This window comes from Butyrivibrio proteoclasticus P6B7, assembly GCF_000622085.1.
GTDB lineage: Bacteria > Bacillota > Clostridia > Lachnospirales > Lachnospiraceae > Butyrivibrio > Butyrivibrio proteoclasticus_A.
Map to the genome: position 1 here is coordinate 133,652 of NZ_JHWL01000005.1, position 26,973 is coordinate 160,624.

Annotated in this window: 17 protein-coding genes and 2 tRNA genes; 3 read left to right on the forward strand and 16 right to left on the reverse strand. The window is 42.4% G+C overall.

Annotated elements, in window-relative coordinates; genetic code table 11:
- Positions 1-19 precede the first annotated feature (19 nt).
- The gene (gene rho, locus T541_RS0106505) at positions 20-1,432 is read right to left on the reverse strand and encodes a transcription termination factor Rho (RefSeq protein WP_026651934.1); all 1,413 of its coding nucleotides are present in this window, start codon (positions 1,430-1,432) and stop codon (positions 20-22) included.
- 294 nt (positions 1,433-1,726) lie between these two features.
- On the opposite strand from rho, the gene T541_RS0106510 reads away from it, so the two are divergent.
- From T541_RS0106510 to T541_RS0106520, 3 genes are all read left to right on the forward strand, one after another.
- Positions 1,727-1,811 (forward strand) — tRNA-Leu (locus T541_RS0106510).
- Positions 1,812-2,028: 217 nt separating this feature from the next.
- A complete protein-coding gene (locus T541_RS0106515; RefSeq protein ID WP_026651935.1) occupies positions 2,029-2,772 on the forward strand; it encodes a transposase in 744 nt (247 codons plus the stop codon).
- 157 nt (positions 2,773-2,929) lie between these two features.
- A complete protein-coding gene (locus T541_RS0106520; RefSeq protein WP_026651936.1) occupies positions 2,930-4,954 on the forward strand; it encodes a methyl-accepting chemotaxis protein in 2,025 nt (674 codons plus the stop codon).
- A 568-nt stretch (positions 4,955-5,522) separates the two neighbouring features.
- On the opposite strand, the gene T541_RS0106530 is transcribed toward T541_RS0106520, so the two are convergent.
- From T541_RS0106530 to T541_RS0106600, 15 genes are all read right to left on the reverse strand, one after another.
- Positions 5,523-5,605: transfer RNA gene (locus T541_RS0106530), tRNA-Leu, on the reverse strand.
- Between the two features lie 121 nt (positions 5,606-5,726).
- On the reverse strand, positions 5,727-6,680 hold the full coding sequence (locus T541_RS0106535) for an ABC transporter permease (RefSeq protein WP_026651937.1): 954 nt from the start codon (positions 6,678-6,680) through the stop codon (positions 5,727-5,729).
- Between the two features lie 13 nt (positions 6,681-6,693).
- Positions 6,694-8,190 (reverse strand): sugar ABC transporter ATP-binding protein, encoded by a 1,497-nt coding sequence (locus T541_RS0106540; RefSeq protein WP_026651938.1) that lies wholly within the window; start codon positions 8,188-8,190, stop codon positions 6,694-6,696.
- A gap of 13 nt (positions 8,191-8,203) precedes the next feature.
- Positions 8,204-9,151, reverse strand: a complete 948-nt coding sequence (locus T541_RS0106545; protein WP_026651939.1) for an ABC transporter permease — start codon at positions 9,149-9,151, stop codon at positions 8,204-8,206.
- 63 nt (positions 9,152-9,214) lie between these two features.
- A complete protein-coding gene (locus tag T541_RS0106550) occupies positions 9,215-10,384 on the reverse strand; it encodes a sugar ABC transporter substrate-binding protein (RefSeq protein WP_026651940.1) in 1,170 nt (389 codons plus the stop codon).
- 80 nt (positions 10,385-10,464) lie between these two features.
- Positions 10,465-10,914, reverse strand: coding sequence for a hypothetical protein (locus T541_RS0106555; protein ID WP_026651941.1), 450 nt, complete (start codon positions 10,912-10,914; stop codon positions 10,465-10,467).
- Between the two features lie 830 nt (positions 10,915-11,744).
- Entirely contained in the window at positions 11,745-13,334 is a 1,590-nt protein-coding gene (locus T541_RS0106560; RefSeq protein WP_034466296.1) for a response regulator transcription factor, read from the reverse strand.
- 30 nt (positions 13,335-13,364) lie between these two features.
- Positions 13,365-15,167 carry a cache domain-containing sensor histidine kinase gene (locus T541_RS0106565; RefSeq protein WP_026651944.1) on the reverse strand — a complete coding sequence of 601 codons (1,803 nt, stop codon included), beginning with the start codon at positions 15,165-15,167 and terminating at the stop codon, positions 13,365-13,367.
- Between the two features lie 60 nt (positions 15,168-15,227).
- Complete coding sequence (locus T541_RS0106570) at positions 15,228-15,560, reverse strand: hypothetical protein (protein ID WP_026651945.1); 333 nt, start codon at positions 15,558-15,560, stop codon at positions 15,228-15,230.
- A 32-nt stretch (positions 15,561-15,592) separates the two neighbouring features.
- Positions 15,593-16,294 carry an arginase family protein gene (locus tag T541_RS0106575; RefSeq protein WP_197025145.1) on the reverse strand — a complete coding sequence of 234 codons (702 nt, stop codon included), beginning with the start codon at positions 16,292-16,294 and terminating at the stop codon, positions 15,593-15,595.
- A 146-nt stretch (positions 16,295-16,440) separates the two neighbouring features.
- The gene (locus T541_RS0106580; RefSeq protein ID WP_197025146.1) at positions 16,441-17,214 is read right to left on the reverse strand and encodes an adaptor protein MecA; all 774 of its coding nucleotides are present in this window, start codon (positions 17,212-17,214) and stop codon (positions 16,441-16,443) included.
- A gap of 257 nt (positions 17,215-17,471) precedes the next feature.
- The gene (locus tag T541_RS20610; protein WP_081779878.1) at positions 17,472-18,119 is read right to left on the reverse strand and encodes a sortase; all 648 of its coding nucleotides are present in this window, start codon (positions 18,117-18,119) and stop codon (positions 17,472-17,474) included.
- Positions 18,120-18,176: 57 nt separating this feature from the next.
- A complete protein-coding gene (locus tag T541_RS0106590; RefSeq protein WP_026651948.1) occupies positions 18,177-19,262 on the reverse strand; it encodes a Cna B-type domain-containing protein in 1,086 nt (361 codons plus the stop codon).
- Between the two features lie 41 nt (positions 19,263-19,303).
- Positions 19,304-20,155, reverse strand: coding sequence for a class C sortase (locus T541_RS0106595; protein WP_026651949.1), 852 nt, complete (start codon positions 20,153-20,155; stop codon positions 19,304-19,306).
- A 147-nt stretch (positions 20,156-20,302) separates the two neighbouring features.
- Positions 20,303-26,941: a SpaA isopeptide-forming pilin-related protein gene (locus T541_RS0106600; RefSeq protein ID WP_026651950.1), complete on the reverse strand. Its 6,639-nt coding sequence runs from the start codon at positions 26,939-26,941 to the stop codon at positions 20,303-20,305.
- Positions 26,942-26,973: the final 32 nt, after the last annotated feature.

Below are 26,973 nucleotides of genomic sequence, written 5' to 3' on the forward strand. Positions count from 1 at the left end.
CCTTTATTATTTCTATAAATTAGAAGCGTGTCTGCTTCTCAACCATTCTTACAAACTCTACGTTGTTGCGTGTCTTTGCAAAGAGGTTGATGCACTGATCTACAGCTTCATCTGCCTTCATGCCGTTAAAGCCTTTTCTAAGAGCGTTGATTGCCGAAAGCTCTTCAGCATTAAGAAGGAGATCCTCTCTTCTTGTGCTGGACTTAGGAATATTGATAGCAGGGAAGATTCTCTTTTCCTGAAGCTTTCTGTCAAGAACCATTTCCATGTTACCTGTTCCCTTGAATTCCTCGTAGATAACATCGTCCATCTTAGATCCTGTCTCAATAAGAGCTGTAGCAAGGATTGTAAGTGATCCGCCCTCTCTCATGTTTCTGGCAGCACCAAAGAATCTCTTTGGCATATGAAGAGCTGCAGGATCAAGACCACCTGAAAGTGTTCTTCCTGAAGGAGGAACAACGATGTTGTAGGCACGTGTAAGTCTTGTGATAGAGTCAAGAAGGATAACAACGTCCTTACCATGCTCAACAAGACGCTTAGCACGCTCGATAACCATCTCTGCTACTCTCTTGTGGTGCTCTGGGAGCTCATCAAAGGTTGAATAGATAACCTCTGCGTTTGGTCCCTCGATAGACTCTTTGATATCTGTTACTTCCTCAGGTCTTTCATCAATAAGAAGGATGATGAGGTGCATATTGCCGTTGTTGTTCTTAAGAACTGACTTGGCAACTTCCTTAAGAAGTGTTGTCTTACCTGCCTTAGGAGGAGAAACAATCATACCTCTCTGTCCCTTACCGATTGGGCTGATAAGATCCATGATTCTCATAGCAACCGAGCATCCTGGCTGCTCAAGTCTGATTCTTGAGTTAGGGAAAATAGGTGTCATGTTCTCGAAGTTCCATCTTCCCATAGCAACCTCTGGCTTGTAGCCATTGACTGTATCAAGTCTCTCTAAGGCTGCGAACTTATCTGATTCCTTTTTGGCTCTGCATGCTCCAACAAGGATATCACCAGTCTTAAGGTTAAACTTTCTAATAAGAGAAGGTGCAACATATACGTCATTCTCACCAGGGAGGTAGTTCTCGCATCTGATGAAGCCGTATCCGTCCTGCATAACTTCAAGGATTCCGTTTGCAGTATCTTCCTCTTCTCTGTCTTCCTCTTCTACTTCGTAGATTTCCTGTTTCTCTATCTTTTCAACTCTGTCTGGCCTGTCTTCATGATGAGATATTGCCTTTACAACTATTGTTTTCTTCTTGACTGGCTTAGGCTTTTCCTCTGCAGCAGGCTTACTCTTTGCTTCCTGCTCATCCATCTCACACATAAGATCAATTATCTCAGATTTCTTAAGTGCAGATGCGCCCTTAATTCCTCTCTTCTTCGCAATATCTCTAAGGTCAGCTAATTTAAGTGTTTCGTATCTTTCTCTCATAAATCTCCATTTCTGTGCTTCCTGCACCAAAATAATATTCGTAGTTCTTCTGTATTCTCATCATTATTAAGTCAATACATCTTTACTTAGTCATCTTGGGAATAACCAAACGACTGCACTAACGTGCCTTGTTTGCAAGAAAAAAATAAATGTTAAATTTCAGATATGGATACATTAAACCATTTCAAAAAAAAATGCAAGTACTATTTTTTTTGAAATTTTTTAAAATTTCTTGTTGACGTGGATACACTTTCTTGTTATTATAGATAAGTCGTCACGAAGTGATGACGGTTCGCGGAAGTGTCGGAATTGGCAGACGAGCAAGACTAAGGATCTTGTGACTGGTTATGTCGTGTGGGTTCAAGTCCCATCTTCCGCACGATTTCAAGGAATCAGCTAAGTGCTGGTTCCTTTTTTTGTTGCAGTCATTTGGGACGGTTCTAACTGACTTAGTATTTTACCTATTTACAATAAATCCAACTGATGATATATTACCATCTATCTGAAATTCATTTATCCCATTTCTGGGATTCAAGTAGGTTTTCCACTTGATTGATTTCCAAGATTTTAATTCATTAACTAACGGAGGTACAACTATGCCACGTGTGGCAAGACTTATGAGTGATTCCGGCTACATGCACGTCATTGTACGCGGAATAGGAAGACATTTATTATTTGAAGATACTCACGATTATAAGCACTATCTGAACAGGCTTGAGCGTTATTGTAAAGAAACAGACGTAAAAGTATGTGCCTATTGTCTTATGGCTAATCATGTACACATGCTAGTCCATGGCGAATCATCATCGATTATTCTCTTAATGAAAAAAATAGGCGTCAGTTATTCTGGGTATTTTAACAAGAAATATGATAGAGTTGGGCACCTTTTCCAAGACAGATACAAGAGTGAACCAGTTGAAGATGAAAAATATCTTTTAACCGTTTTCCGTTACATCCTGCAAAATCCGGAGAAAGCATCAATTTGTGCAACAAGGGATTATCCGTGGAGCAGTTATGCTCTTTATGATAGAGCACCAGATTTCATGGATCTGTCAGTTATAAAAGATCTTTTGGGTGATAGCACGCAATACGCAAAATATATAGCCAGTGAATCCGATGAAGAATGTCTTGAATACAACGATGGCAAACATGATGATGAATGGGCAAAAGAAGTATTTGCAAAATGTCTTGGTAAATCTGCGGTAACAGATTTACAAACCTTAGACAAAAGAAATAGAGACGAAGCGCTGGTTAAATTGAAAAAATGCGGGTTATCAGTACGTCAAATCGAACGATTGACAGGATTGGGAAGAAACATAGTTCAAAAAGCCGGTAATTAAGGAGTCAAATAGAACCGTCCCCAATGACTCCACGGTATTTCATAAAATTATTATTAATTTTTAGTATATTTGAATAATTATCCAAGTCCTCTATTGTATAATCTATATTGAAGTATTGTACGTTGATTTGCTTTTGTTTAATGTACGGAGGCTCAAGATGAAACAGAATAAAGTTGGATTTTTTGACAGTGTAAAAACTAGGCTGATTGCCATCATGCTTGCTGTAGTAATCGTTCCACTTGCTGTAGCAATCATAGTAAGCTATGTGACAAGCACAAACAAAGCCATGTCAGATGCTCAGAGCAATCTTGAATGGCAGGCATGGTATGTACAGAGTCTGTTCGTTAACTCTGTAGACACCAACATGCGTATGATCCAGAGTATCGCAGGAAACCCTACTATCATCAATTATGTAAAGGGAAACGATATTCCATATGATGCTGTTCAGGCTACACTTCAGGAATGCGATGCTGTTATGAATGATGGAGAGAACACCTCCGTTACAGATGCAACAGGTATGCAGGTTGCCAGAGGAAAAGGCGACTTCATCGATGTTTCTGAACGTGAATACTTTAAGGAAGCCATGGCCGGTAATAATTATGTATCCAACATTACCATAAGTAAGTCCAATGGCCGAAGAATGGTTACCTTTGCCTGCCCAGTTAAGGATGGCGATACAGTAATCGGAATCGTTCACAGAAACTACGATCTTAATAATTTCCACGAGATTCTGGAAAAAGAGTCAGATAACGCCTTCGTAGTTGATAGAACTGGTATGGTTGCTGCTCACTCCCAGTACATTATTGCTGAAGGCGAGCACGATGAAGTAGATGTTTCATCCTCTGAATTCTATACATCAGGACTTGATGAGGGCTTCTATAAGAACGCTTCCAAGTCCTTTGGAACCAATTATATGGCTTACGTAAAAGAGCCAACATCTGGTTTCGTAGTTGTTACAGCTACAAGTGAATCAGAAATTTTATCTGCAGCAAGAAAATCTGCAACAATAGTTATTGTTGTTGGCATAATTCTTTTAATAATTGCCAGCATAATCTCAGTTCTTATGGCAAAGAGCTTTACAGATCCTATCCTTGCTGTAGAGAAATCCCTGGATGCTCTGTCAGATGGACGCTTTGTAAAGGTTAAAAAACATGACGCCAGAAAGGATGAGTTCGGCTCCATTTCAAAGGCAACCAACTCAGTTATTGGAACCCTTGATGGAATCGTAGCAAATATCAAGGAATCCGCTGGTGAAGTTGGTGTTTCATCAGAGGAACTCTCCGACATGGCTGATCAGATTTCCCAGACTGCAGAGGACGTATCAAATGCAGTTCAGGAAATCGCATCCGGTGCCACACAGCAGGCTGATGAGATCCAGTCCGCTTCTGAAAACGTTGGAAGAATCGGTGATGCCGTTGCTGACGTACAGAATTCAACAGGAAATCTTTCTGATATAGCTCAGAAGATGAAGGAAGCTTCAGAGGTATCAAGTAATTCCCTTCACTCACTGAAGGAGTCATCTTCTGAGATGACAGCCAAGATTGATGACATTTCAAATACAATCCAAGCTACTAAGGATGCTGTTAACAATATTAGTGAAAAGGTTGAGGGTATTACCTCTATCGCAACCCAGACCAATCTCCTTTCTCTTAACGCTTCTATCGAGGCAGCAAGAGCAGGCGAAGCTGGTAAGGGCTTTGCAGTAGTTGCTGAAGAAATCGGTAAGCTGGCTGAAGATTCCAAGCAGATGGCTGATGACATCAAGAAAGAGATGGAACAGCTTCTTGAACAGTCAGATGCAGCCGTTACCGCTGCTGAAGATGTTAAGCAGGGTAACAACGATCAGCAGATCGCCCTTGGCGAAACACTGGATGCAGTAAACGGTATGCTTGAAGATATCGGAAATACAGTTGGAGGCGTACAGCTTATCTCAGAAGGCGCTGACACCTGTGATAACTCCAAGAACGCAGTTGTTGATACCATGAGTGCTCTCTCAGCTATTTCCGAAGAGAATGCTGCTTCTTCAGAGGAGACCGGAGCTTCCATGCAGGAACTCTCCGCAACCGTTACTACCCTCGCCGGATCAGCTAACAACCTCAAAGAAATCGCAGAAAAACTCAACGAAGAAATCAAATTTTTCAAAACAGACTCTGGAGAACAACCAACTGAACCAGCAGAATAAAAATAAAAAGAGATGGTCATTCGACCATCTCTTTTTTTATCCTCAATCACTCTTCATTTAATCATCTGATTTTTCCTGGTTTTCAAGCCATTTGGTTCCTTTGAAAGCATACGAACATTTGCTTAATTGCATCAATGACAACCATGACATAATGCCTGCAACTTTGGATTTTACCACATCTCAAAGGCTTTCAAATCACAGAATCCATGAATTTTCTGTGTTTTTTACTAAAATGTGTAAACAAGGAGGAACTTTTAGCAGACTACCACGTAATGAAATGGCTACAATATATTCTGGTTAAGAATCAGAAATGGGAGCCTTTTTCAAAGCTCCCACAAGACTGTAGACAAAGTGGTAGCAGGGAGAAGGAACTTTGAGCAGAGCACTTAGCGAGGTCCTTTCGAGCTTAGTGCGAGCCATGGATGAACACTTGACGAGGTCTTTTCGAGTCTAGTGTGAATCCCAGAACCCTCTCGTTTGCTTTTCAACGAGGGGTTCGATTCGCGCTTCTGCGCGAATAAAAAGAAAGAGAGATAGTCAAACGACTATCTCTCTTTCTTTTTCCTCGTGCAGAAGAAGGGACTTGAACCCTCATGTTGTTGCCAACACATGGACCTGAACCATGCGCGTCTGCCATTCCGCCACTTCTGCAAGCAACGTAGATAATGATAAGGTTTTTTCGTAAGAATGTCAAGGTTTGGCGGCTATAAATATCGATTGTTTCTCAAAAATATGGCACTTCACAATCCCCAAAGTGAAGTGCCATTTCTTTTTATTTAACGATCATACCCGTCTCCCTATCAGCAAATACTGCCACCATCACAAGGAACACAATTCCGGTGATGAGCTGCTGAGTCTTTGGTTCAATTCCAAGCATAACAAGGCCCGCCATCAGGATCTTGTAGGTAAGAGCACCCAGGATAATGTTGTAGAACTTAACCTTGGCTCCGCCGTTAACCGGCATTCCGCCAAGTACAAGAGCTATCATGATCTGGGTCTCCAGCTGATTACCTGCCGTAGATGTAACAGAGCCTACCTTGATGCTGTTGATAAAGGCTGCCAGACCGGTTATCATGCCTGCCACCATGTAGATCAGCATCTTAGTTCTTTCTACCCTTACACCGGCAAATCTGGCTGCTGTCTCTCCTGCTCCGATTGCCTTAAGCCTGTTGCCAAGGCCTGTGTACTGGAACACCACAAAGGCCACCACCAGTATAATGATGGTAAAGGAAAGGTTAAATGGCATTGAGTTATAGGTTGTGATGTTGGATACGCCATAAACAGGGCTCTTGGTGGTAGCATAGGCCACCATTCCGCGCAGCAGATACATGTTACAGATGGTAACAATAAATGATGTGATCTTGCGCTTTACGTTAAAGAATCCATTAACAAGGCCGATTACTCCGCCTGTAAGTACTCCGCACACAATTGCCAGGAATATGTTGTAGTTGGACAAGAAGCAGATCACTACTGAGCATACACCAAGCATTGAGCCTTGGGAGAAATCAAGGCCTCCCATGGTCATTACCATGAACACTCCAACACAGGCGATGATGAGCACGTAGGACTGTGATAACAGGAGCTTAAGATTACTAATTGTAAAGAGCTGTCCCCCTGTAAGGACGGTAAACAAAAGAACTATGAATATAAATCCCGCAAAGGGCATCACATTTCTGACTATAGGCCTGTCCATAAATGGGACCTTTTGAATTTTCTCATTTTCCATAACAAACCTCCCCTTAAACCATCTTGGCAATAAGATCTGTATCCTTTAGGTCTTCAGATCTTTTGAACTCGCCATTAGTGATTCCATCTTTCATAATAATGATGCGATCAGCCATACCAAGAAGTTCTGCGATTTCTTCAGAGATCATGATTATGGACTTGCCATTCTTTCTCATGGTATCCATCATTTGATAGATATCCGCCTTAACCTTTACATCGATACCTCTTGTGGGAGAATCCAGAATAATGATATCTGAATCCTTGCCGATCCACCTTGCCAGCACCACCTTCTGCTTGTTTCCGCCAGAAAGAGCTGACATAAACTGGTGAACTCCCTCCATCTTGGTACTCATCTGCTTGGCAAACTTCTCAGCAAAGGCCTTTTCATCCTTGGCGTGGAGAATGTGATTTCTTTTAAGGTCCTCAAGGGATGGAAGGCAGATGTTGTCCTGGATCGTATCGTTGATCACAAGGGACTCGTTGTCTCTATCCTTGGAGGCGTAGGCAATGCTGTTATCAATTGCCGTCTTGATGTCGTTAATCTCATTTCCATTTGCTAAAAGAACTTTGCCCTCCCGGTCATAGGAGGCGCCAAACAAGGCCTTGCCTACCTCGTGCATTCCGCATTCAGAAAGGCCTCCGATTCCGATGATCTCTCCTTTGTGAAGTTCAAGGTTAAAGTCCTTAATCTCCCCAGGAACTGTCACATTCTGGGCCTTGAGAACAACCTCAGAAGAAATCTCTTCCCCGTAGTCGGTTCTATAGTAGTTATTACTCATCTCACGGCCAACCATAAGCTTTTTAAGATCGTCTGTGCTTACATCGCTGCTCTTAACTGTATCTATCAGAACGCCGTCTCGAAGAACGCTGATGTTATCGGACTGCTCAATAACTTCGTCAAGGTCATGGGATATGAAGATAACACATCTTCCATCGTCACGGGTCTGTCTCATTACATTAAACAGCTCTTTTCTACCCTTCTCACCAAGGGCTGTTGTGGTCTCATCCACCACCAGCACCTGGGGCTTAAAGTGGGTAGCCTTAACTATCTCAATGAGCTTTCTGTCCTCAAAGTTGTATTTATCAATGATGTCCGTTGCCTTAATGTAGTCAAAGCCGTAGGAATTAAGAAGCTCCTGGGCCTTCTTGTTCATAGCCTTGGTGTTCTTAACATGGAGCTTGGTAAACTCATTTTCTTTTCCCAAAAAGATATTCTCAGCTACAGTAAGGCCTGACAGGGTTCCAATCTCCTGAACAATGATGGCTACACCCTGATAGTTGCCATCCACCTGATTTTTTGCATTTATCTCTTTTCCGTTAAGGGTAAAGGTTCCTGTGTCCTTGTGGTAAATTCCTGTAAGACAGGATGTGAAGGTGGACTTACCAGAGCCGTTCTCCCCAATCAGCGCATGGATCTCGCCCTTGTAAAAGTCGAGAGTCACATGGTCGATAGCATGTGTAGCACTGAAGTTTTTGTCGATTTTTTCTGCATGCAGCAGTACTTCACTCATGTTTCCCCCTCCTTTACTTAACAACTGCGCCCTTGATCGGCTTAATGGTCATTGTTACGATTGCTAAAAGAACTATGCCTGTCACGATGTTCTGCACTGTAGTAGGTGCACCAAGAGCAACGAACCCCTGGAACAGGAGCTGAATTATGAACTCTCCTACCACAATGGCGATAACAGGATGTCCGTACTTCTTAAAGGCCAGTCCGAAGAAGGTTCCCATAAGTGGTGGGAAGTTGCGGGCCATGGAAGCAAGGTTTGAAGCACTTGTCATGGAGGTTCCATAGGAAATTGTAAGGATAGCCTCAACTCCTACGAAGAATCCGCAGAGTACAAAGGCTACAACCTTGTATTTATCTACGTTTACTCCCATGTTCTTAGCTACAACCTCGTTGGAGCCGATTGCATAGGTATAGGTTCCGATCTTGGTATACTTAAGGATAAAGCCGCAAAGGAAGAAGGCAAGGAGGGCCAGGATAAGGTTTCCCGGGTAATCTCCGAAGGCTCTGTAGGAAGGAGCCAGAATAGCCTCTTTTCCGTTGGTGGCAAAAATAGATAAAGCCTCATAAACAAGGGATAATCCCGCTGTTACAATAAGTGATGAGATTCTTAGCTTTATATATACAAGTCCGTTTATGAGACCCACCAGCACGCCGCTGATGATAGGCGCCAAGAGAAGGCCAGCATATCCGAAACGTTCGCTCATATTTACTGCAAGCACCGATGAAAGCACGATGTTTGCGCCAACACTCATATCAAATGGGCCCATAACGCAGATAAAGTACAGGCCACATCCTCCTACCGCATAATAAAGAGCTGTCTTTAAATAAGTCTGCAATTTGTCAAAATCACCAAAGGTCTCTGGTGTGAGGATCTTGAATATTCCCCAAAACAAAAAAGCTATCAGAGCCAGAAGAATAAGACCGTACCAATGGCTTTGTCTGAATTTTTGAAACCTGCTCATATACTCCTCCCGGATAAAGCATGCTACCCCTGGATGGCAGGGATAGCATGTTTAGTATTTTTATTAATTGCTGTGACGGGAAATAACGTCATTGATTGAAAGATTAGAAGCTGCCTTATTAAGATCTTCGAAGCTGTAAGAAGCCATCTCAGCAAGCTCTTCATCTGTATATGGATCGTCGTTTACAAAGTACTTCTCGTAGTTTGCATAGTCATCAGGAGATGATACATACAGATATGGGAAGAGAATCTCATAACCAAATGTGCCTTCCTCTTTTACATAATTGCCCTTAACTGCGTTAAGAACAAGGTAGAATGCAAAGAGAGGATCGCAGAAGTGTCCGCCTGACTCAGCAAACATTCCGCCTGACTTAAGCTGATCTGCAAGGTCATCAAGGAAGTCAGTTGATACAACGTCGATCTTGCCTGTAAGACCTTCGTTAGCGAAAGCTCCGATAGAACCAACAAGTGGATCTCCACCGCCGCCTGCTACGATAAGAGCGTCCATACCAGGGTTAGAGTTGTAAAGTGACATAGCTGCTGCAGCGCCTTCTTCTGAAGAAGTGTTAGCGTATACAGGCTCTGTGATTGTTGCCTGATCATCTGGGTGAGATGCGTTCCACTCATCGATAGCCTGAAGGTAGCCCTTCCATCTAAGCTGGAATGTAGCATCACCAACGGTCCAAGCCTCAAGTCCGATGGTTCTATCGCCGTTTTCAAGAAGAAGGTTAACCAGTGTATATCCGTTTGTTACTTCGTCTTCATGAACTGCGCCAACATAATACTTGGAGTTACAAGCTGTCTGGTATACTTCAGGGCTGTTCTCCTGAGAGATGATACGGAAGAACTGTGCTATATAAACGCCGTGCTCTGTACATGTGTTGATGGCTGAAGTCATCTCTGAATCAGCTGAGTTACAGATGATGATTCCCTGACATCCAGCTGCGCAAAGCTGCTCAACAGATGCTGTAACCTGCTCAGAAACGTGAGCCTGGTCAACGTACTGAACTTCTACGCCGTTAGCCTTAGCTGCCTTATCAACGATCTTTTTACACTGGCTTCCAAGAACATCTGTAGAACTCCAGATAGATACGCCGATCTTGATCTTATCTGTTCCGCCAGCAGCACCAGCACTCTCGCCGCCACCTGCTGCTTTTCCACAACCTGTTACAAGGGATGCCGCCATAACGCCTGCCATGAGCAGTGTTCCCAACCTTTTAAAGCTCTTTTTCATAGATTTGTAACCCTCCTTTGGAAATAAAAGAAATGAATATTTTTACCGACCCGAGCCATCCGCGGATCGAATTAGTAACCTTATTTAAGTCCCTTCACTTCGAAGGTCTTGCTGTTCTGATCTCCGAAGGTAACGCCGGCCGACTCTGCTGCTGAACTGTCATAGGATACAGATACTATCACCTGATCTCCGTTTGAAAGGCCCTCGTTCTTATCGATGCTAAAAGAAATAGAGGATACAGCGTTAATGTACTTGGACAGCGTAGCCAGATCGCTCATATCATCCAGCTCTTTTATCTTGTCCTTTCCTCCCACCATTTCAGTTTCCATTCCGTCGTAGTCAACGTTTACCCAGGCTGTGCCTTCCCCGTTCTTGCCGCTAAACTCAACAGACACATAATCAAGGATATTGGTTACTCCATCCTCAGTATTTATCTGGGCTGACCCTGCCTTTCCACAGCCAGTCAGTATAGTCGCCGCCACAACCGCGGCCATCATTATGCATTTAAGTTTTTTACTATGGATTAACAAAAGATTCCCCTCCCAAAACAAAAAGCTTCGCAAGAAGAAGTCCCTACTTCCTCTTTACGAAGCTATTGTATCAATTAGGTTTTTAGAGCATTAGCACAATTTAGAAAAACTCACTATCACAATTTTGAAAAAAATGAAAAACAGTGCAAATCTGCGTTACCACCCATAGGGTGCCAGTCTAAGACTCCGGCCCAGCTACCCACAGGCTCTACTTTGTGATGTAAGAGCGAGCCCTTATTTAAGAGCTTTCCAAAAGTGTTTCCAAAATCCTGCTTGCGAATTAACTGTCTGAGGCTGGGCTCTTAGATTTTTACGGCAGGTGATTTTGATCTGGCTCATTACAAAAAAGTGCACATTTTCTCAGATGCTCCCGCAGGCTTTCTTTCAATGCGCATGCTGCACGATAAATACTTGCAGGGCGGATTATATTACATGGCAATTGGAGCTTTGCTCCATGGGCAAAAAATAAATGCGATTTTTCAAACTCAAAGAGCTTGGAAAATCGCATTTTTCTTTTGCCACAATGCCCGCATCTGCGGGCTTGCCATGTAATATAATCTTTTCGCCCTGCTTCAGACAATCGTTCGCATGCGCGGGAAAGCCTGCTTTGGGAGCATTAGAAAATGGCACTTTTGTTGCCTATACTCGCCAGTATCAAAACACCCTGCCTTTAAAAATCTTAGAGCCTAGCAGAGTTTTAATTCGCAGGATTAAGAAACACCTTTTGGAAAGCCTTAAATTGCGGCGAGTGAACCATCACAAAGTAGAGCCTGTGGGTAGCTGGGCCGGAGTCTTAGCTGGCATCCCTACCTGTGGTAACGCAGATTCACTTATCCCAGGATGCTCTTCCTGTACTCGCTGGGGCTCACCCCCTCAAAGCGCCTGAAGACGCGGCTGAAATAGTTGTAGTCATCGTAGCCGACTTCAAAGGAAATGACTTCCAGCTTGTTGTTTTCGTCTTTCATTAGGTCTTTTGCCCTATCCATGCGCTGTCTGGTTATAAAGGTAGTTACGGTCTCGCCGTACTTCTGGGAGAACTTCCTGGACAGATAGCTGGGCTCAACAAAGAATTGCTGAGCCAGGTCTGATAGGGAAAGGTGCTCCATGTAGTGCTGAGTGATGTAGTCATGGGCACTTTCAACCTGTTCATTTATGGAATTGTTGTCCTTAACTGCTGCCCCTGAAAAGAGCTCAAGAGCCAGCTCTATGTTCTCAAGGATCACAGACTTATTAAGGGTTCTAAGGCCATAGTTAAGGCCGTCCTGAACCTCTTCATAGGTTCTACCATCGCTGGTCTTATCTGCCTCTGCTATGGCATTTATAACACCGGTAGTAAACTGGGTCACTTCCAGGAGGCTCCAGGAAGCGCTGTCGCACTTATTTAGCCCCGCCATTTCCATGATCACATTTCCTGCCTGGGCTGCATCCTGCTTTTTAAGGCTGTCAGAGATCATGGACTCAATTCTATCTGTGAAACGCTCAGGAATCCTGCCACTTCTCCCTGCGCCGTTGCAGACTATGATGCTGTGCCTTGCTCCAAAGGGCCTTGTTACCAGCTCTGCGATCATCTCTCTATAAACCGTTGCGATGTCATCAAGGGAGCTGGCCTTTTCATGAATAACTATGGTGACTGGTCCCTGCTTTTCAATCGGAAAGGCCTCCAAAATCCGGTCTGCAATAAGTCTTAGCCTTGCAGGGGTGGCATTAAGTTCAATAATGAATTCATTGACCTTGTCCGTATAGTTAAAGACCACAGCCTCCTCCTGATCCAGGAGGCTCCTTAACTTAGTCTTCATGTCGTAGGACATTCTAAGTACGTCCTTATCACAGCTCTGCTTAAGGATCTCCACGTCGTGGAACTTAACCAGGATTGTGGATATCTCTGAAAAGACCTTGGTGCTTGGAACATGGGATTCCTTGCCAGGCCTAAAGAGCTTACCATTTAAGATTGACGAAAACTCATCGTCTTCAAGAAAGGATGATACATAGCTTTCACGCAGCTTAACGTCTTCTTCGTTAGCTCTTTTCTCCTGCCTTGTCTCCAGGGTCTTAAGAGCCTTACTAAGGGAATGGGCCAGCTGTTCCCTTCCCACTGGCTTAAGAAGATAGTCTATGCCTCCTGCCATGAACACACCCTTAACCTTCATAAAATCGTCATAGCCGCTGACTGCCAGGGTTATGATGTCAGGATAATCATTATGAATCTTATCAAGAAGCTCAAGGCCGCTCACAAAGGGCATGTTGATATCCGTTATGACAATATCCGGCTTTTCCTTGGGTATTCTTTCAAGAACCTCCTCGCCATCGCAGGCAGGCTCAAGGAAATCAATTGAATAATCCTCCCAGGATATCATTCTTCTTATATTTTCACGACTCCATAATTCGTCGTCTGCTGACAATACTTTGTACTTTGCTCCCATAATTCCCTCCAAGACTGATATGTACTGTTTTTAGCTGATCAAGGCATCCTCTTCTCTTACTATTGGAAGTAAGATCACTGCCTTTGTGCCCTCCCCAGGGCTACTTTCAAAGTGAATTCCGTAGCCATCTCCGTAAACACTCTTAACTCTTGCATTTACGTTCATGACTCCAATTGAACGCCCCATCTCGATTCTGCCAATATCTGCATTCTTAAGCTGTTCGTTCATGGCCTGGGCATCAAAGCCAACGCCGTTATCCTCAATGACGATCACCAGGTTGTCATCTTCGTGGTAAGCCCTTATTGTGAGCTCTTTATCCTTCCTTCTGGTGTTCCTAAGGCCGTGCTGAAGCGCATTTTCCACAATAGGCTGCAGTGTAATGCGGGGAATATTGTCATTTAATGTATCTGAATCGATCAAATAGTTGTATTTAATGGTGTTGCCGTTACGGACATCCATAACATACAGGTAGTTCCTGACGTGTGCCATTTCCTGCTGCAGGGTGGACTGGGTGTCAGAGATATCAAGGCTATACCTGAATATAGCAGAAAGTGACTGGCAAAGACCACTTACAAGGTTACAGTCCTGGGAAGCCGCAATGCCGCTCATAGTATCCAAAGTATTGTACAAAAAGTGAGGATTGATCTGGGACTGCAGCACCTTGTACTGAGTCCTTTCCATCAGCACCTTAGCCTCATACTCCTCCTCCACCATCTGGCCTATCTGATCAAGCATCTCATTAAACTCATCACCCATGACCTTAAGTTCTTCGCTCCAGCCGCTTGTGCTGGCTCTTTGGTCTGTATCACCGTTCTTAATGTCAATAATGGTGTGGCTTAGCTGCTCAACAGGTCTGTAGATAAAGCTTGAAATCAGAGTTCCCAGAAGGAGCGTTACCAGAATAATAAACACTGCAATGATGATAAGCATTCTGGCAAGTGCGCTCTGGGTGTGCATCATCAGTGACTGAGGCGTCAGCATCACAATATGCACGTTGTACTTCTCAGAGCTTTTGCTATTAAGGTAAAAAGAGCCGTACTCATCTCCCAGCTCTGGGAACGCCTCTGAGGATGTGGCTATTTCTTTTGTCAGCTGTGAAAAGATCTTACTCTCTTCCTTGGTGGTGTTGCCAACCTGGGCAATTGGAGAATCACCCTTGGGCTGCAGCCACACATAAACATCTCTTGAGGAGATGTACTTACTCATAATGTCTGAAATATTCTGGGTGCTGTAATCACAGATAAGATAGCCAAACTGGGACCTGTCGTCATCGTAGGTGTGAAGCTTAAGCACAAACCTGATAACATCCTGATCCGCCTCCTCATTGTGATAGCCAGAAAGCATAACTGCGTAGTCATCGGATTTAAGATAACTCTGAAGATGGGAAACATTCACATACTGCTGAGTATCATAAAGATCATGGGGATAGTTATAGGGCTGCTTTCTCCAAGAACTCACCAGCTTGTCGCTGTTGTCATAGATATACATGGCAAGGAGCTGATCCGAGGAATCAAAGCGGCGCTCCGCAAGATGCCAGGCGGTCCAGTAATAATCCAGGAGTTTTTTACGATTGTTCCCGCAATAGCGCATGTCAGAGACCATCTCCGTTTCATTGTAGATGGTCTGCATTTTCACTATTATTCCAAGAACATAAGAATTGATTTCTGTTTCGATACGCTGAAGAGTTTCGTCGTTGTTAAGAAGACTCTCTTTGCGGATCTGCTGCCTTGAGATAACCTCAAAGACCACAGTCTGTGTAATGATCGCAAAAAGAGTACAACCGATTACCAGCCCAAGAATGGCCTGGCGCATAGTCCACTTTATTTTTTTCATACCCCAATGTCCCCAATACAGCTACGAATGCGGCTTCCCAATCCGCATTCTGCTGCCTGATTAAATCCGAGAGAATTTGTCGATGTACTGATTCATTTTGTTAGAAGTATCTGACATGTTCCTGTATCTGACACTGGAAACAGCCGCAATTACCCCCATAACTGCTGCGCACACAAGGTCAAACACATTCATATTACTAAGACCAATTGAAAGGAAAATACATGTACAGATAAGAAACGCCAAAGCAATGATGAGCGCTCTGATCATCTCAAGATTAAGACTATTAAGCTGAAGCCTGATACCATCCCTTATTGAAGAAGCCTCTTCTTCGGAAATAACATCAAGTTCAAACTTATCAAGATACCTAAAGTAATCCCTATATCTTTTTTCCATTTCGCCCTCCAATTTACATATCGGTATTACGCTTATTCTACCACATTTAACCCTGTCTGACACAAATCTGTGACAATCTGGACAATCTTCCTGTTAAAGTCGTCGTTAACCTCCAGGGCCTTTTCTATGTCACAGTCCTCCTGGTCAAAAGAGATTTCTCCGCAAATATCAAAGCCGATGACCTTTCTGTTCTTAAGTAGCTCTTTTACCAGGGTAAGGACTTGGCTAATAGTCATATCGCCCTGATCCCAGTTGGTATCAAGTTCTTCCTTGCAAATAACGTCCTTATCAAGGGATAGATAGATGGGATATCCGGTATCTGGCAGTGACAGCGCTGCAGAATCATCTGGATCCGCAGAATTCTCAGGATTAGCACTGTCACCAGCAAATATGTCGTCCCTTGAATAGAACCTGGTTCCTGCCTTATCTTCCTCATCAAGCTTGTCTATAAGTTCACTATCTGCGCCAATTACATAGACTTCCTTGAGATTAGGGTTATTACGCATAACCTCTAAAACCCAGCCTCCGCAGGATAAAATATCGCCAAACATAGGTCTTTGCATGTCCGGATGATGATCTATCACCACTAAGGAGAAGGGCTCTTTTACCATATCCGTAAGGATACTGGACATGTAGTGGTAGTTGCCGGAGTCAATAAAATGAACCTCCTCTGGCGCTATGTTCTGGGCCTTTATTAGCTCTTTTATCTGTTCTATGGCACTATCGTCGCACATACAATTAGTGCCTGTTATTTCGGTCATATTTACGCATTTAAAAGAGCCTTTACCGTCTCGATAAAAGCTCTCATGATCATAAACTTTTGAAAAATTAAATACAGAAAAATTGTCCTTCAATGTAAGCAGCATCCATTCTATATTTGTTATTTGGAAAGGTCCGCAAGGTGAATAACTGCGTCCTCTGCCAGGATCACGTCGCCGTGCTCCTCTATAAACATAGCCTCTGGAGCATTCACAGTAAGCATCTGGGAATACTCAACGCCAGCTCGTCTCATTTCATAGATAATACTCTCATCGGCGGTCATAAGGCCTGCAATGAGGTAATAGGTCTTACCATGCTTGTAAAGAACTGAATCAACTATCGGAAGCTTCTGAACAACCTTACTAAATCTCTTGGCATCATCCAGATCATCAAATTCCATCATGTAGCTTGCATACTCTGTAAGAGGCTGATAGCTCACCTCTTCGTTCTGCGGAAGCTGATTGCCGGAATAATCTGTGTTGTACATCCTGTTGATGGTATCTGTTACGTTGGTGATCACTTCATTAAGAGCAACGCCTTTATCTCTTCCGGTCTTAGACTTGATCTCATCAACCCTTTCCTGGGTAAGGAGTCTGAGAACTGTCTCTGCTGCTCCTCTGATCCTGTCTGTAGCCTTCTGGATGTCTTCATTGCTCATCTTAACGGCAAAGATGCGAACGCTTCCGTCCATCATCATGTTCTTACTCATCATCATGACCTCAGTCTCAGGGTCATAATCAAGCTGAGCTCCTACTTCCTTGTTGAGCTGGGCAAAAAAGGATGTTGTATTCTCTGCGCCATTAACAACGGCCTCAGGAGTCAAACCAATCTCATGGAGTTCTGATGCTGCTATACTGCATTCTACTGTTGTCTCATTCATTTTAACTATGATCATCTGCATCAACTCCTTTCCATGGATATACTCTTCCTTTGTACCACCATTATAGTATTTATGGGGCATATCGTCCACAATACAGGGGTAAAATTTCTATTAATACTTAATATCTATTTTATATATCGGTCTAAAAGAGCTATTTATCAAGAACCACAACTCTTATAGATTTATAAAGAAAAACAGAGTAGCCTGTGTGACTACTCTGCGTAAAATACATCATATTCTTTGATGATTAATATCATCTATTATCTTGTCTATCAATTGGTCTTACGGATGTGCTTACTCTTCTCTGCCGCGTCAAGGACATCTGGTGTTGAACCTGTGTCGCTGACCTTACCTGTAGACTCGCATCTAACTGTAACACGGTTAGCTCCGCCTATTGTACAGGTAAAAAGAGTAAGATCCCATTCGCCAGCTTCCATTTCCTCTACATCGTAGGAACCTAAGGTCTCGATGTTAGCTACCTGGAAGTAAAAGCTCTTTCCATTCATGTCAGTAACAATAACCTCATCTCCTGTAGAAAGCTGATTGAGGTTACCAAAGTGCTCTGAATAGTTGTGACCTGCAATAATAAGGTCATTCTCATATACAGAGCCCTTATATCTGCAGACTGAAAGCTTAGCGTTCTCACTTGCCCACTCACTCTGGATTGGGAGAAGGAGTCCAAGAGAAGGTATCTCAACAGTGCCTACAAAGCTGTGACCATCCACATCAACCACTGGCATATCACCGCTTTCCTGCGCCATTACTGCGCTTGGCATCTGCATGATAACGCCTTCAAGCATCTGATCTGAAGATTCTCCTGCCTCAGCGCTTTCGTTGAAGTTGTGCCTAACCAAAAGTGCAGCCATAACGATAAGAGCTGCGCCCACGATCATATAAATGTATCCTGAAAATTTTTTCATCTTTTAATACCTATACCCCATGAAATAGCATTCCATGGGGTATTATGAATCAAGTCATTATGCGTTCTTCATGTTCTTCCTAAAGCCCTTGATGATAAGGAAAAGACCTGCAATCACAAGGATTGGAAGTGGCCACCAAAGCTGACCTGTCTGAGGAAGTCTTCTTGCACCAAGTACTGCTGGAAGATCCCTTATTGCTCCAAGTACATCTGGAAGATCTGGAAGTCCTGGTTCGTCTGGCTCATGTGGCTCATCTGGTGTATCTGGAGTATCTGGTGTATCAGGTGGATTGTAAGAGTTAGTGATGAAATACTCGCCACCATTCTCTGTAAGTGATACTGAGTAAGTAAGTGTTGCATCTATATGCTCAGCAAAGGTCCACTTATAGCTTCCAACATATTCCCACTCGTAAGTCCAGTTATTATCTGAACTAAGAGTAACTGTCTGATAAAGCTCCCCATCTCTGTAGATATCCACTGTAATAGAAGAAGGTCTCTGGTTCTCATATCCTGAATCTGACCATCTCTTGTTGAGTAAGTAGTGGTTCTTAATCTTTTCTTTTTTCTCACACTTAGCACGACCTGCTACTGTGTATACCGGGTTGACCCATTCATCATTCTCATCAAGACCTGGAACAGCGATGAGGAAAGAATTGAAAGTATATGTACAATCCTCTTCTTCAACTGTATTAGTCTTAACAAGATAGATACCAAGCTCTAAGTTAGTAAAATGTGCCTCTCCCTTTTCGTTAGTTGTAACTGTAGCGTCAGGAGAAACGTTATTGTAAAGGATATAGCCCTCTACAAGATTCTTAACCTTGTACCAGTCAGAAGCTTCACTCATCTGGTCTGAATCTGTAATTGTATTAAGATCCTTAACAGGGAAGCTGTCATATGGTGTTAAAAGAGAATACACACCAGTACTTGTTACGCTGGCAATTCTATAAGCATACACCTGTAATCCGGAAAAGATCTTAGTGGTATTGGCATCCTCTTCATACTGGTAAACGATTGTCATCTCACCCTTTTGGTTAAGGTCAATCTCACCTCTTGCAAAAGAAGTAAATGAGAATCCAGTAATCATGAGTGCAAAGCTCATAATCGCCATCATTATTCGTTTTAGAATAATATTTGTCTTGTTCATAAATATTTCCTCGTATAAAGCCTACAGCTTTATATTACTGCTTATTTCCTTTTTCGCAACTTCTTAACAAACTTAGAAGTCATTATTATATATATGATGAGTGCAAGTACCAGTAAAGGTCCTGCAATAAATGGCACAATAAGAAGTGTATTATATCTTGTTGCGTCCGCTGGTACTATCAGCTTAGTCTCTTCACTATAATCAACACGCTTTGCTCTTACTAGGAGCCTGTGAGTGTTAACACCGTATGGTGTACAGGTCACAAGCGTGACATATTCTTTGTCATCAACGATTGCCAGTGAATTTACTTCCTCAGGAAGAACGATATTGATCTGATCTATCTGATAAGCAAAGGTCTGGTCCAATATGTGTAATAAAAATGTATCTCCCACTATCATCTGGTCAAGATCACTGAATAGCTTAGAGGATGGGAGGCCTCTGTGTCCTGATAAAACTGCATGTGTATTGTTTGTTCCTGTTGGGAATGAAGTTCCTTCCAGGTGTCCAATACCTACCTGAAGAACAGACTCTTCTGTTCCGTGATAGATTGGAAGGCTGACGCCTATGTTCTCTATCTCAATATATCCCATTATACCTGTTCCTGTAGGATCAAGTATACTGTTGTACTTTTCAAGTTCCTCCTCTGTCAAAGAGAAGTTAAGTGGCTTCTGGGCCAGCTCTTCGTTGTACTCATAAGCTGCCTGCCAAAATGCTGTGTAATCCTCTTCAGGAATTGATGCAAGCATTTCCTGATAGTTAGAAATCGCTTTTGACTGATGTTTGGAGTTGATATAGTTACTAACTGAAGGATACAAAAAAATGCTGATTCCAACGAGAAAAATAAGGGCAAATATTATATTTGGTATCTGTTTTTTTAATTTCTTTTTATTCATCCCATTTTCCTAGATTGGATCCATAAAGGGTTCTTTGAATCATATCTGTACTTCCCGGAGAAACCTCCGGGAAATACAGTTGGTTTCTATAGATAAGAAACAAGATTCAAATAAAAACTAAACTACTTTGAAACCTATAATTCTTAATTACTCAACATCAGCTTTTCTACGAAGAATGAAGAAAGCGATTGCTGCTACTACAAGTACACCACCAACGATGTAGAAGATTGTTGTACCAATTCCACCTGTTGAAGGAAGAAGTGATCCTGTGCTATCCTCAACCTTTGCAACATAAGCCTCTGAAGTTGTTGATGTCTCAGGAATTGTAACTGCCTTAGCGTGCTGGTACTCTGTTCCCTTTGAATCTGTTGCATCTGTAGCAAGAAGGTTATATCCAGCTGGAGCCTTTGTCTCAACAAGGATATATGTCTCTGTATCAAGACCATTGATTCTGATTGCCTTGTCAGCAAGTGTCTTAATTATTGTCTCTGAACCATTAGGATCAACTGTGTATGTGTAACCATCAGCTGAAACTGAGAATGTAAGCTTTGAACCATCTGTGTTCTTGTACATCTCGAACTCAGCGCCATCAAGAACAGTTGTTGTTCCCTCAGCAACCTTTAAAAGATCCATTGGGTATGTCTTTGTAAGTGTCTCTTTGTGTGTTGTCTCTGAATCGTTACCATACTTAAGGTAAGCTTCGTTCTTGTTTGTTCCTGTGTAGATCTCAGCGTCTGTGTTAACTACTGCCTTATATGTAACTGTGCAAACTGTATCCTTTGTAGGAACTGCTGTGAACTTAATGCTGAATTCTGTTGAACCATCAGCGTTCTTTGTTACAACTGGAGCATCGTGAGCAACCTCACCGTTTGTGAATGAATACTCAAATGAATCCTCAACAAGTGTAAGACCCTTTGTCATCTTATCGACGATCACATAGTTCTCACCGTTTGCCTTAAGATCAGCATCGATTGTGAAAAGAACTGTCTCACCGATCTGAGCGCTGTTCTCTGAAAGCTTTGTCTCGCCTGTTGAATTCTCTGTTACAGTCTTGTCAAGGTTAGGAACGTCCTGCTTATCCTTAACTTCTGCGAAAGGAGCTGTTGTATCAACAGTAACTACTGCACCAAGTGAAGAATCGATTACATAGTAACCATACTCAAGATTATTGATTGTAATTTTCTGCTCTTTCTCTTCGCCTGTAGCTGTTTCTGTTCCATCAGGCTCAATGCCATTAGCCTTAGCAAATGCAAGAACTTCCTGACCGAAAGCTGCTGCGTCAGCATCTGTCTTGATTGCTGATACATCAAGAATATCGTTGTCGCCTACTGTGAAGTATGAGCTTGTGAAATTCTTTTCAGCAAACTTAGCTGCAAGCTTGTAAACACCGCCGTTAAACTTGCCATCTGCATTTGTGCCCTCAGCCTCTGCAACCACGAAATCAAATACGCGGTATGCATTGTATTCCTGGCCTTTTCTGGCATTAGAAATTGTGATGCTTCCGTCTGCTGCGAAAGCTGTGATGCTTGCTCCAAGTACCATGATTGATACGAGGAGTCCCATGATTAGTTTCTTAATTCCTTTCATTGTCCTCTCCTTTTGAATCTTGTTGTTTTTGTCTTTATTTATATAGGCGAAAGCTCCGCCAAATAAAGCTAAGATAATAAGTAACAAACCGAGTGTTGTAAATGGCTTATCACCAATTCCTCCAGTAGAAGGAAGCATGTTGGTGTTGAATGCTCTGTTAGTAACCTTTACAGCGCCGTAGCTCTTTCCGTCACCTCCAAGAGTCATTACATAACCTGTATCCTTAACACTCTCACCGCCAACTGTGATCTTATCCTGTGAGTTAGCGTTATATTCAACACCGTTGTAGTAATATCTGACAGAATATGTAGCAACATAATCATCTGTCTCTTTTACGGTGTAAACATACTTAGTTCCGTTTTCATCTGATACTGGAAGACCAGTAACTTCCTGCTGCCAGTTATTATCTCCTGAAAGCTGAACTGAACCGTAAACTGTCCATTCTGAGCTGTTCTCAGGTCTCTGCCAGATGTAAAGTGTCAGAGATGTGTGACCATCGAAGTCTTCATTGCCGTTAGCATCAAGCCAAACCTTTGAAACTGAAAGGTTACCTGATATTGAGTTGTTAAAGGCAACATTCTCAACTCCGCCCTTGCTGTAGCTTACTATGAACTCATTGGCTTCAAGATCAACTGTATCTGGATCTGCACCAAGATGAAGCTCGCAAGTAGCAAGGATGTTGTTAAAGTTCTCATCATCTGAGTAATAAACGTCAGCACCAAGATAATAGAAGTCTTCTCTAAGTGTTGTATCTGATGTGTACTTCTCTGGGTTAGACATGTTAGCACGTGTATAAGTCTTATTGAACTGTGTGTATTTCTTGGATACAACGATCTTAACGTAGTACACTGTTGTATCGTAGCTTACACTGTCTATTCCAGTGTTAACCTCAGTTATCTTGTAGTAATAAGTTCCTTCAAATCTAAATGGTATAGAAGCAAACTTGGCAACTGCTGTGTACTTACCATCTGCATAAGTAGCATCTGCCTTAGTAAGTGTTACTGTATCCTCAACGTGGGACTCGTAGGTATGCTTAGTCACATTGTTCTCAACATAAGTGCTGGTTACATTTGTAACTGTAGGCATTGGCTGAGACTTAAGTGTCACACCATTTCCTTCAGATGAAGTTGCTGTATAACCAGCAGGCTCAATCTTGAAGGTAAATTCCATATCATCAGTCCATGTTCCACCAGAGAAGTTCTTGGTTATCTGGATAGGACCAACAGGAATGCTGTAGTAGTTACATACCTGAACTGTCTGGGTATGAGTTGTATTTCCAACCTCTGCAGATCCAACCTTAACGTAGTTAGGTCCCTGATCAAGGTGATTAGGAATATCTACTGAGAATACTGCTCTAAGGTTCTGTCCGCCGTATCCGTATTTATCCTCACCTGACTCGTTATCCACAGTTACATCGTACTTTGTAACACGAGAAAGGTTTGTCTCTTCAATAGGCGTACTTGTGTTGGTTGATGGGTTGTACTCAAGTGTAAGACCATCTGCAACCTCATCTACTGTATATGTACCAGCTGGAATACCAATAATAGTCCACTGTGCACTCTGGTTATAAACAACTGTATATCTGTTGCCTGTATCCTTGTGAGAAGCGTCATACTCAACTGCCTCTCCCTTATCTCCGGCATGTCCTGTAAAGCCCTTAAATACAATGTAGTTACCAGTTGCATTATTGGTGATACGGAACATAACGTTTGATAAAAGAGCTGTTCCTGTATTATCTCTTACAAAGCCTGAACCAAAGTCGTTAACAACCATCTTGTGGATACGAAGATCTCCACCACCTGTGTTGTAAAAAGCAATCTCGTCCTGGTTGGCGATTACATGGTTTGCTCTGCTGCTTCCTGTTACTGCATCTACAAGAACATCCTTGCAAGTCTCAAAGAAAGCAGAATTTTCAATGTTAGTTAAAAGTTTCTGATCGTTATCATTCTTACCAGTCTCAGATTCAGCCTTAAACTTCATGTACATGATTGACTGATTGTCTTTACCTGGGTTCTTGATTCTTACAATGATGTAATCCTTATCCTTCTTGGTTGTTACACCACTACTCTTTTCAGTAATATCATTCTCAGTAATTACAAGGATAATATTTGGTACATCCTTATCCTTCTCCTTAATATTAGTGATGAAGTTACCATCATAATCAAAGGTATAAGAAATGTTTGATCCATCATTAGTAAGGTTCTCAGTAAGGATTGCAAGCTTTCCATCACTCTTAAGGTATCTTACTGTGAAGTTAAACTTAAGCTCTCCTGGATCTCCGCCATTTAAGTACTTCTTAAGAGCAATTCCAAGAACACCTTCATAAGTGGTGTTGTTAAATACCGGAATGTTGTCTCCGTCTATGTTAACACGGGTTGTGCAAGCCTCATCTGTGTAGTATTCAGGAGTACTTACTCTGTAATATGTTGAGCTTGTGTGGTTGTTCTGCTTGTCTATAGAAACAGTAACCTTAGCATAGTACTCAGTGGTATCAGGTACATAAGCATTACCTGCTGTATCTGTTGTTCCCTGAGTCTCAACAATCTTATAAACAAAGCTCTCTGTTGCTCCAACACTGTTAATAGAAACGTACTGATAATTAGAACTTGTATTACCAGTGCTTCCACCATAAGTGATTGGTGTAAATACAACGTTGTGAGGTGTCTGGCTGTCGTTAAATACTGTCTCAACTTCTTTCCAGCCACCCTCTACTGAAGAATCCTGCTTGTAAAGAGTGAACTTGAAGCCATCAACTGTTGAAGCCTCACCATTTATGTTCTTATAAGCCTGGAACTGAGCTGTTCCACTAATCTGCTTAACATTTGTGTATGTGTTGTGCCACTCACCTGATCCAATGAATACACCAGGGAATGCAAGCCATCCTGAACTTGTTGCATTGTTGTACCAGTTGGCATCTGTCTGTCCAGAGATGCATACACCTGTCTGAGGGCCATCACAGTATACTGCGTTAGCATTTATATAGTTCCAGATAAGTGACTGAGTAATGTGGTTGTAGCTGCTTGAGTTTGAAATTGTATCTGTATCCTTAAGCTCGCCACCGTCAACACTTACAAGGAACTTCTGTCTGTGGATAGCTCCGGATGCTGTTACGTTAAATACGATTGTCTGATCAGAATCCTTATAAATGCAAAGCTTTCCAGCTTCGTTGATATTGTTCATATCGTTCTGATTAAGTGTTACGTAATAGGTTCCAGCTCCATAACCTCTTGTATTAACCACATACTTGCCTATAGTTTCATCATACTTTAATGAAGCATTGTCTTTTCTGCTGGCAAGATCCTTGGATGCGCTCCTAATGTAGTTCATCATGTCATCAACTATGTTGTAGAGCTCACCAAATGAATATCCTGAATCAAACTTAAGGTATGTTGCACCTGAAGAGTGTGATACAAACTGCTGGAACTCAACAGGAGTAATAAAGTATGCTGGGAATCCCTTAAGCTGGAATGAACCCTGTGAAATAGCTGCTGCAATAAATGTCTGCTCAGCAATATTAGTAAGGTCATTACCATCCTGGGCCTGAGCCACAAGATTCATTGTTGCAAAGTTTGTCTCTGACTCTTTTAAGTTAAGGTAGTTAGAAACAATACCAAAGTTAACTGCATCACCGAGAACTGTCTCAAATGTATCTGTCCCAGCCTCGTGGTTCTGATATACAGTAACTGCGAAAATTGAGAAGCTGTCTACGCTATATTCAATCTTCTCAGTGCTAGTAACTTCACATGTAGCATCTGTAAGGGTCTTAACCTCGATATCGCTTGCTGTGATATCTGTTGCCTCTACAGTACTTGTGATCTCAGAAGACTCTTTTACCTCTTCCTTGATAGGAAGGTGAACTACTGCAATCTCTTCCTCTGATAAAACTGAAAGCTCGTTAGTAAGCTGCTTTTCCTTAAATTCAATACTGATGCTTACTGCACCCTCTGCTGGCTCAACCTCTTCGCCTTCGTACATGAATGCGATGTCATACATAAGAGTATTTTCATCTGTGTACTCTGCTGCTGAATCAAAACCTGCATCATCGGCAATTGCCTGTGCATTATCATTAAGGGCGCCAAGATAAGCGTCGTAGTTGTATCCGTTTGTATCTGCTGTGATCTTAGTTACTACAAGCTCTGCATCCTCTGGAATAGCACCAGGAATCTGAAGCTTGGCAGTGATGCTAACATCACCGTCAGAGTATACATACTCAGTCTGATCTCCCATGGAGTAAACAAACTTGATAACTGTATCCTCTTCAAATCTTGTATAGTTCTCTCCGTCAGTTGTGTAAGAATAAACTGTAACGAAGCTTGTCTCTGTCTCGTTTGTGTTCTCAGCACTTGCTGAAGCTGAGTCTGTTTCCTCTTCTGAATTCTTAGAAGAAACGCCTTCCACTGTCTCTTTCTTGATAGCTGTGATTACCTTGCTGTCAACTGTTGCCTTTACATATGAATAAGTAACTGTCTTGAAAGAACCTGTCTTAACCTTAACGTTGTCATATGGAGCATTATCTACATCATCAAGAACGAGGACTTCCCCAAATTCTGGAAGTTCAATGTCTGAATACTTGTCTGGATCTATCTCTTCTCCGAACTCATCGATGATTGTTGCTGAAAGAGAAACCTCTTTTACAACCTCGAGATTTTTATCCTCTGTAGAAGCAAGGCTGCTTGCATCACTGGAAGCATCGCTACTTGCATCGCTGCTAGCGCTTGATGCTGCATCTGAAGCCTCTTCCTCATCAGAAGCACCTGTTGTGCTGGCTGATGAACTGTCCGCTGTGTTCTCCTTGCTGCCTTCCTCTGAATCACCGGAACCATTCTCTGTATCGCCAGCGTCATCGGCATTTCCATCATCGCCGTTTCCGCCTTCATCGCCAGATACGTAGTCTCCCTGATTATCACCAGAATTATCTCCATTGTCGCCATCACCGTTGTTGTCATCGTTATTCTGCTGCTCTTTTTCAGCCTGCATCTGTTCAATAAGTCCCTGCTCGAAGTCGCTGTCTGCGGTCTCAAGTACAATGCCAAGGGCCTGAGCTCCTTCCTCTGTCATAGCAGTAGCTGGTTTATTCAGGATGTACAGTGTAACTGTTCCTGTAAAAAGAGAAATGCACATAGCGAAAGCAAGCCATTTTTTGTATCTGCTGTGCTTCTTTATGTAATTTTCTGCGCGATTCTCATCAACTTTGCGCATGGTCAACACCTCAATCTAAAACTATTATTTGA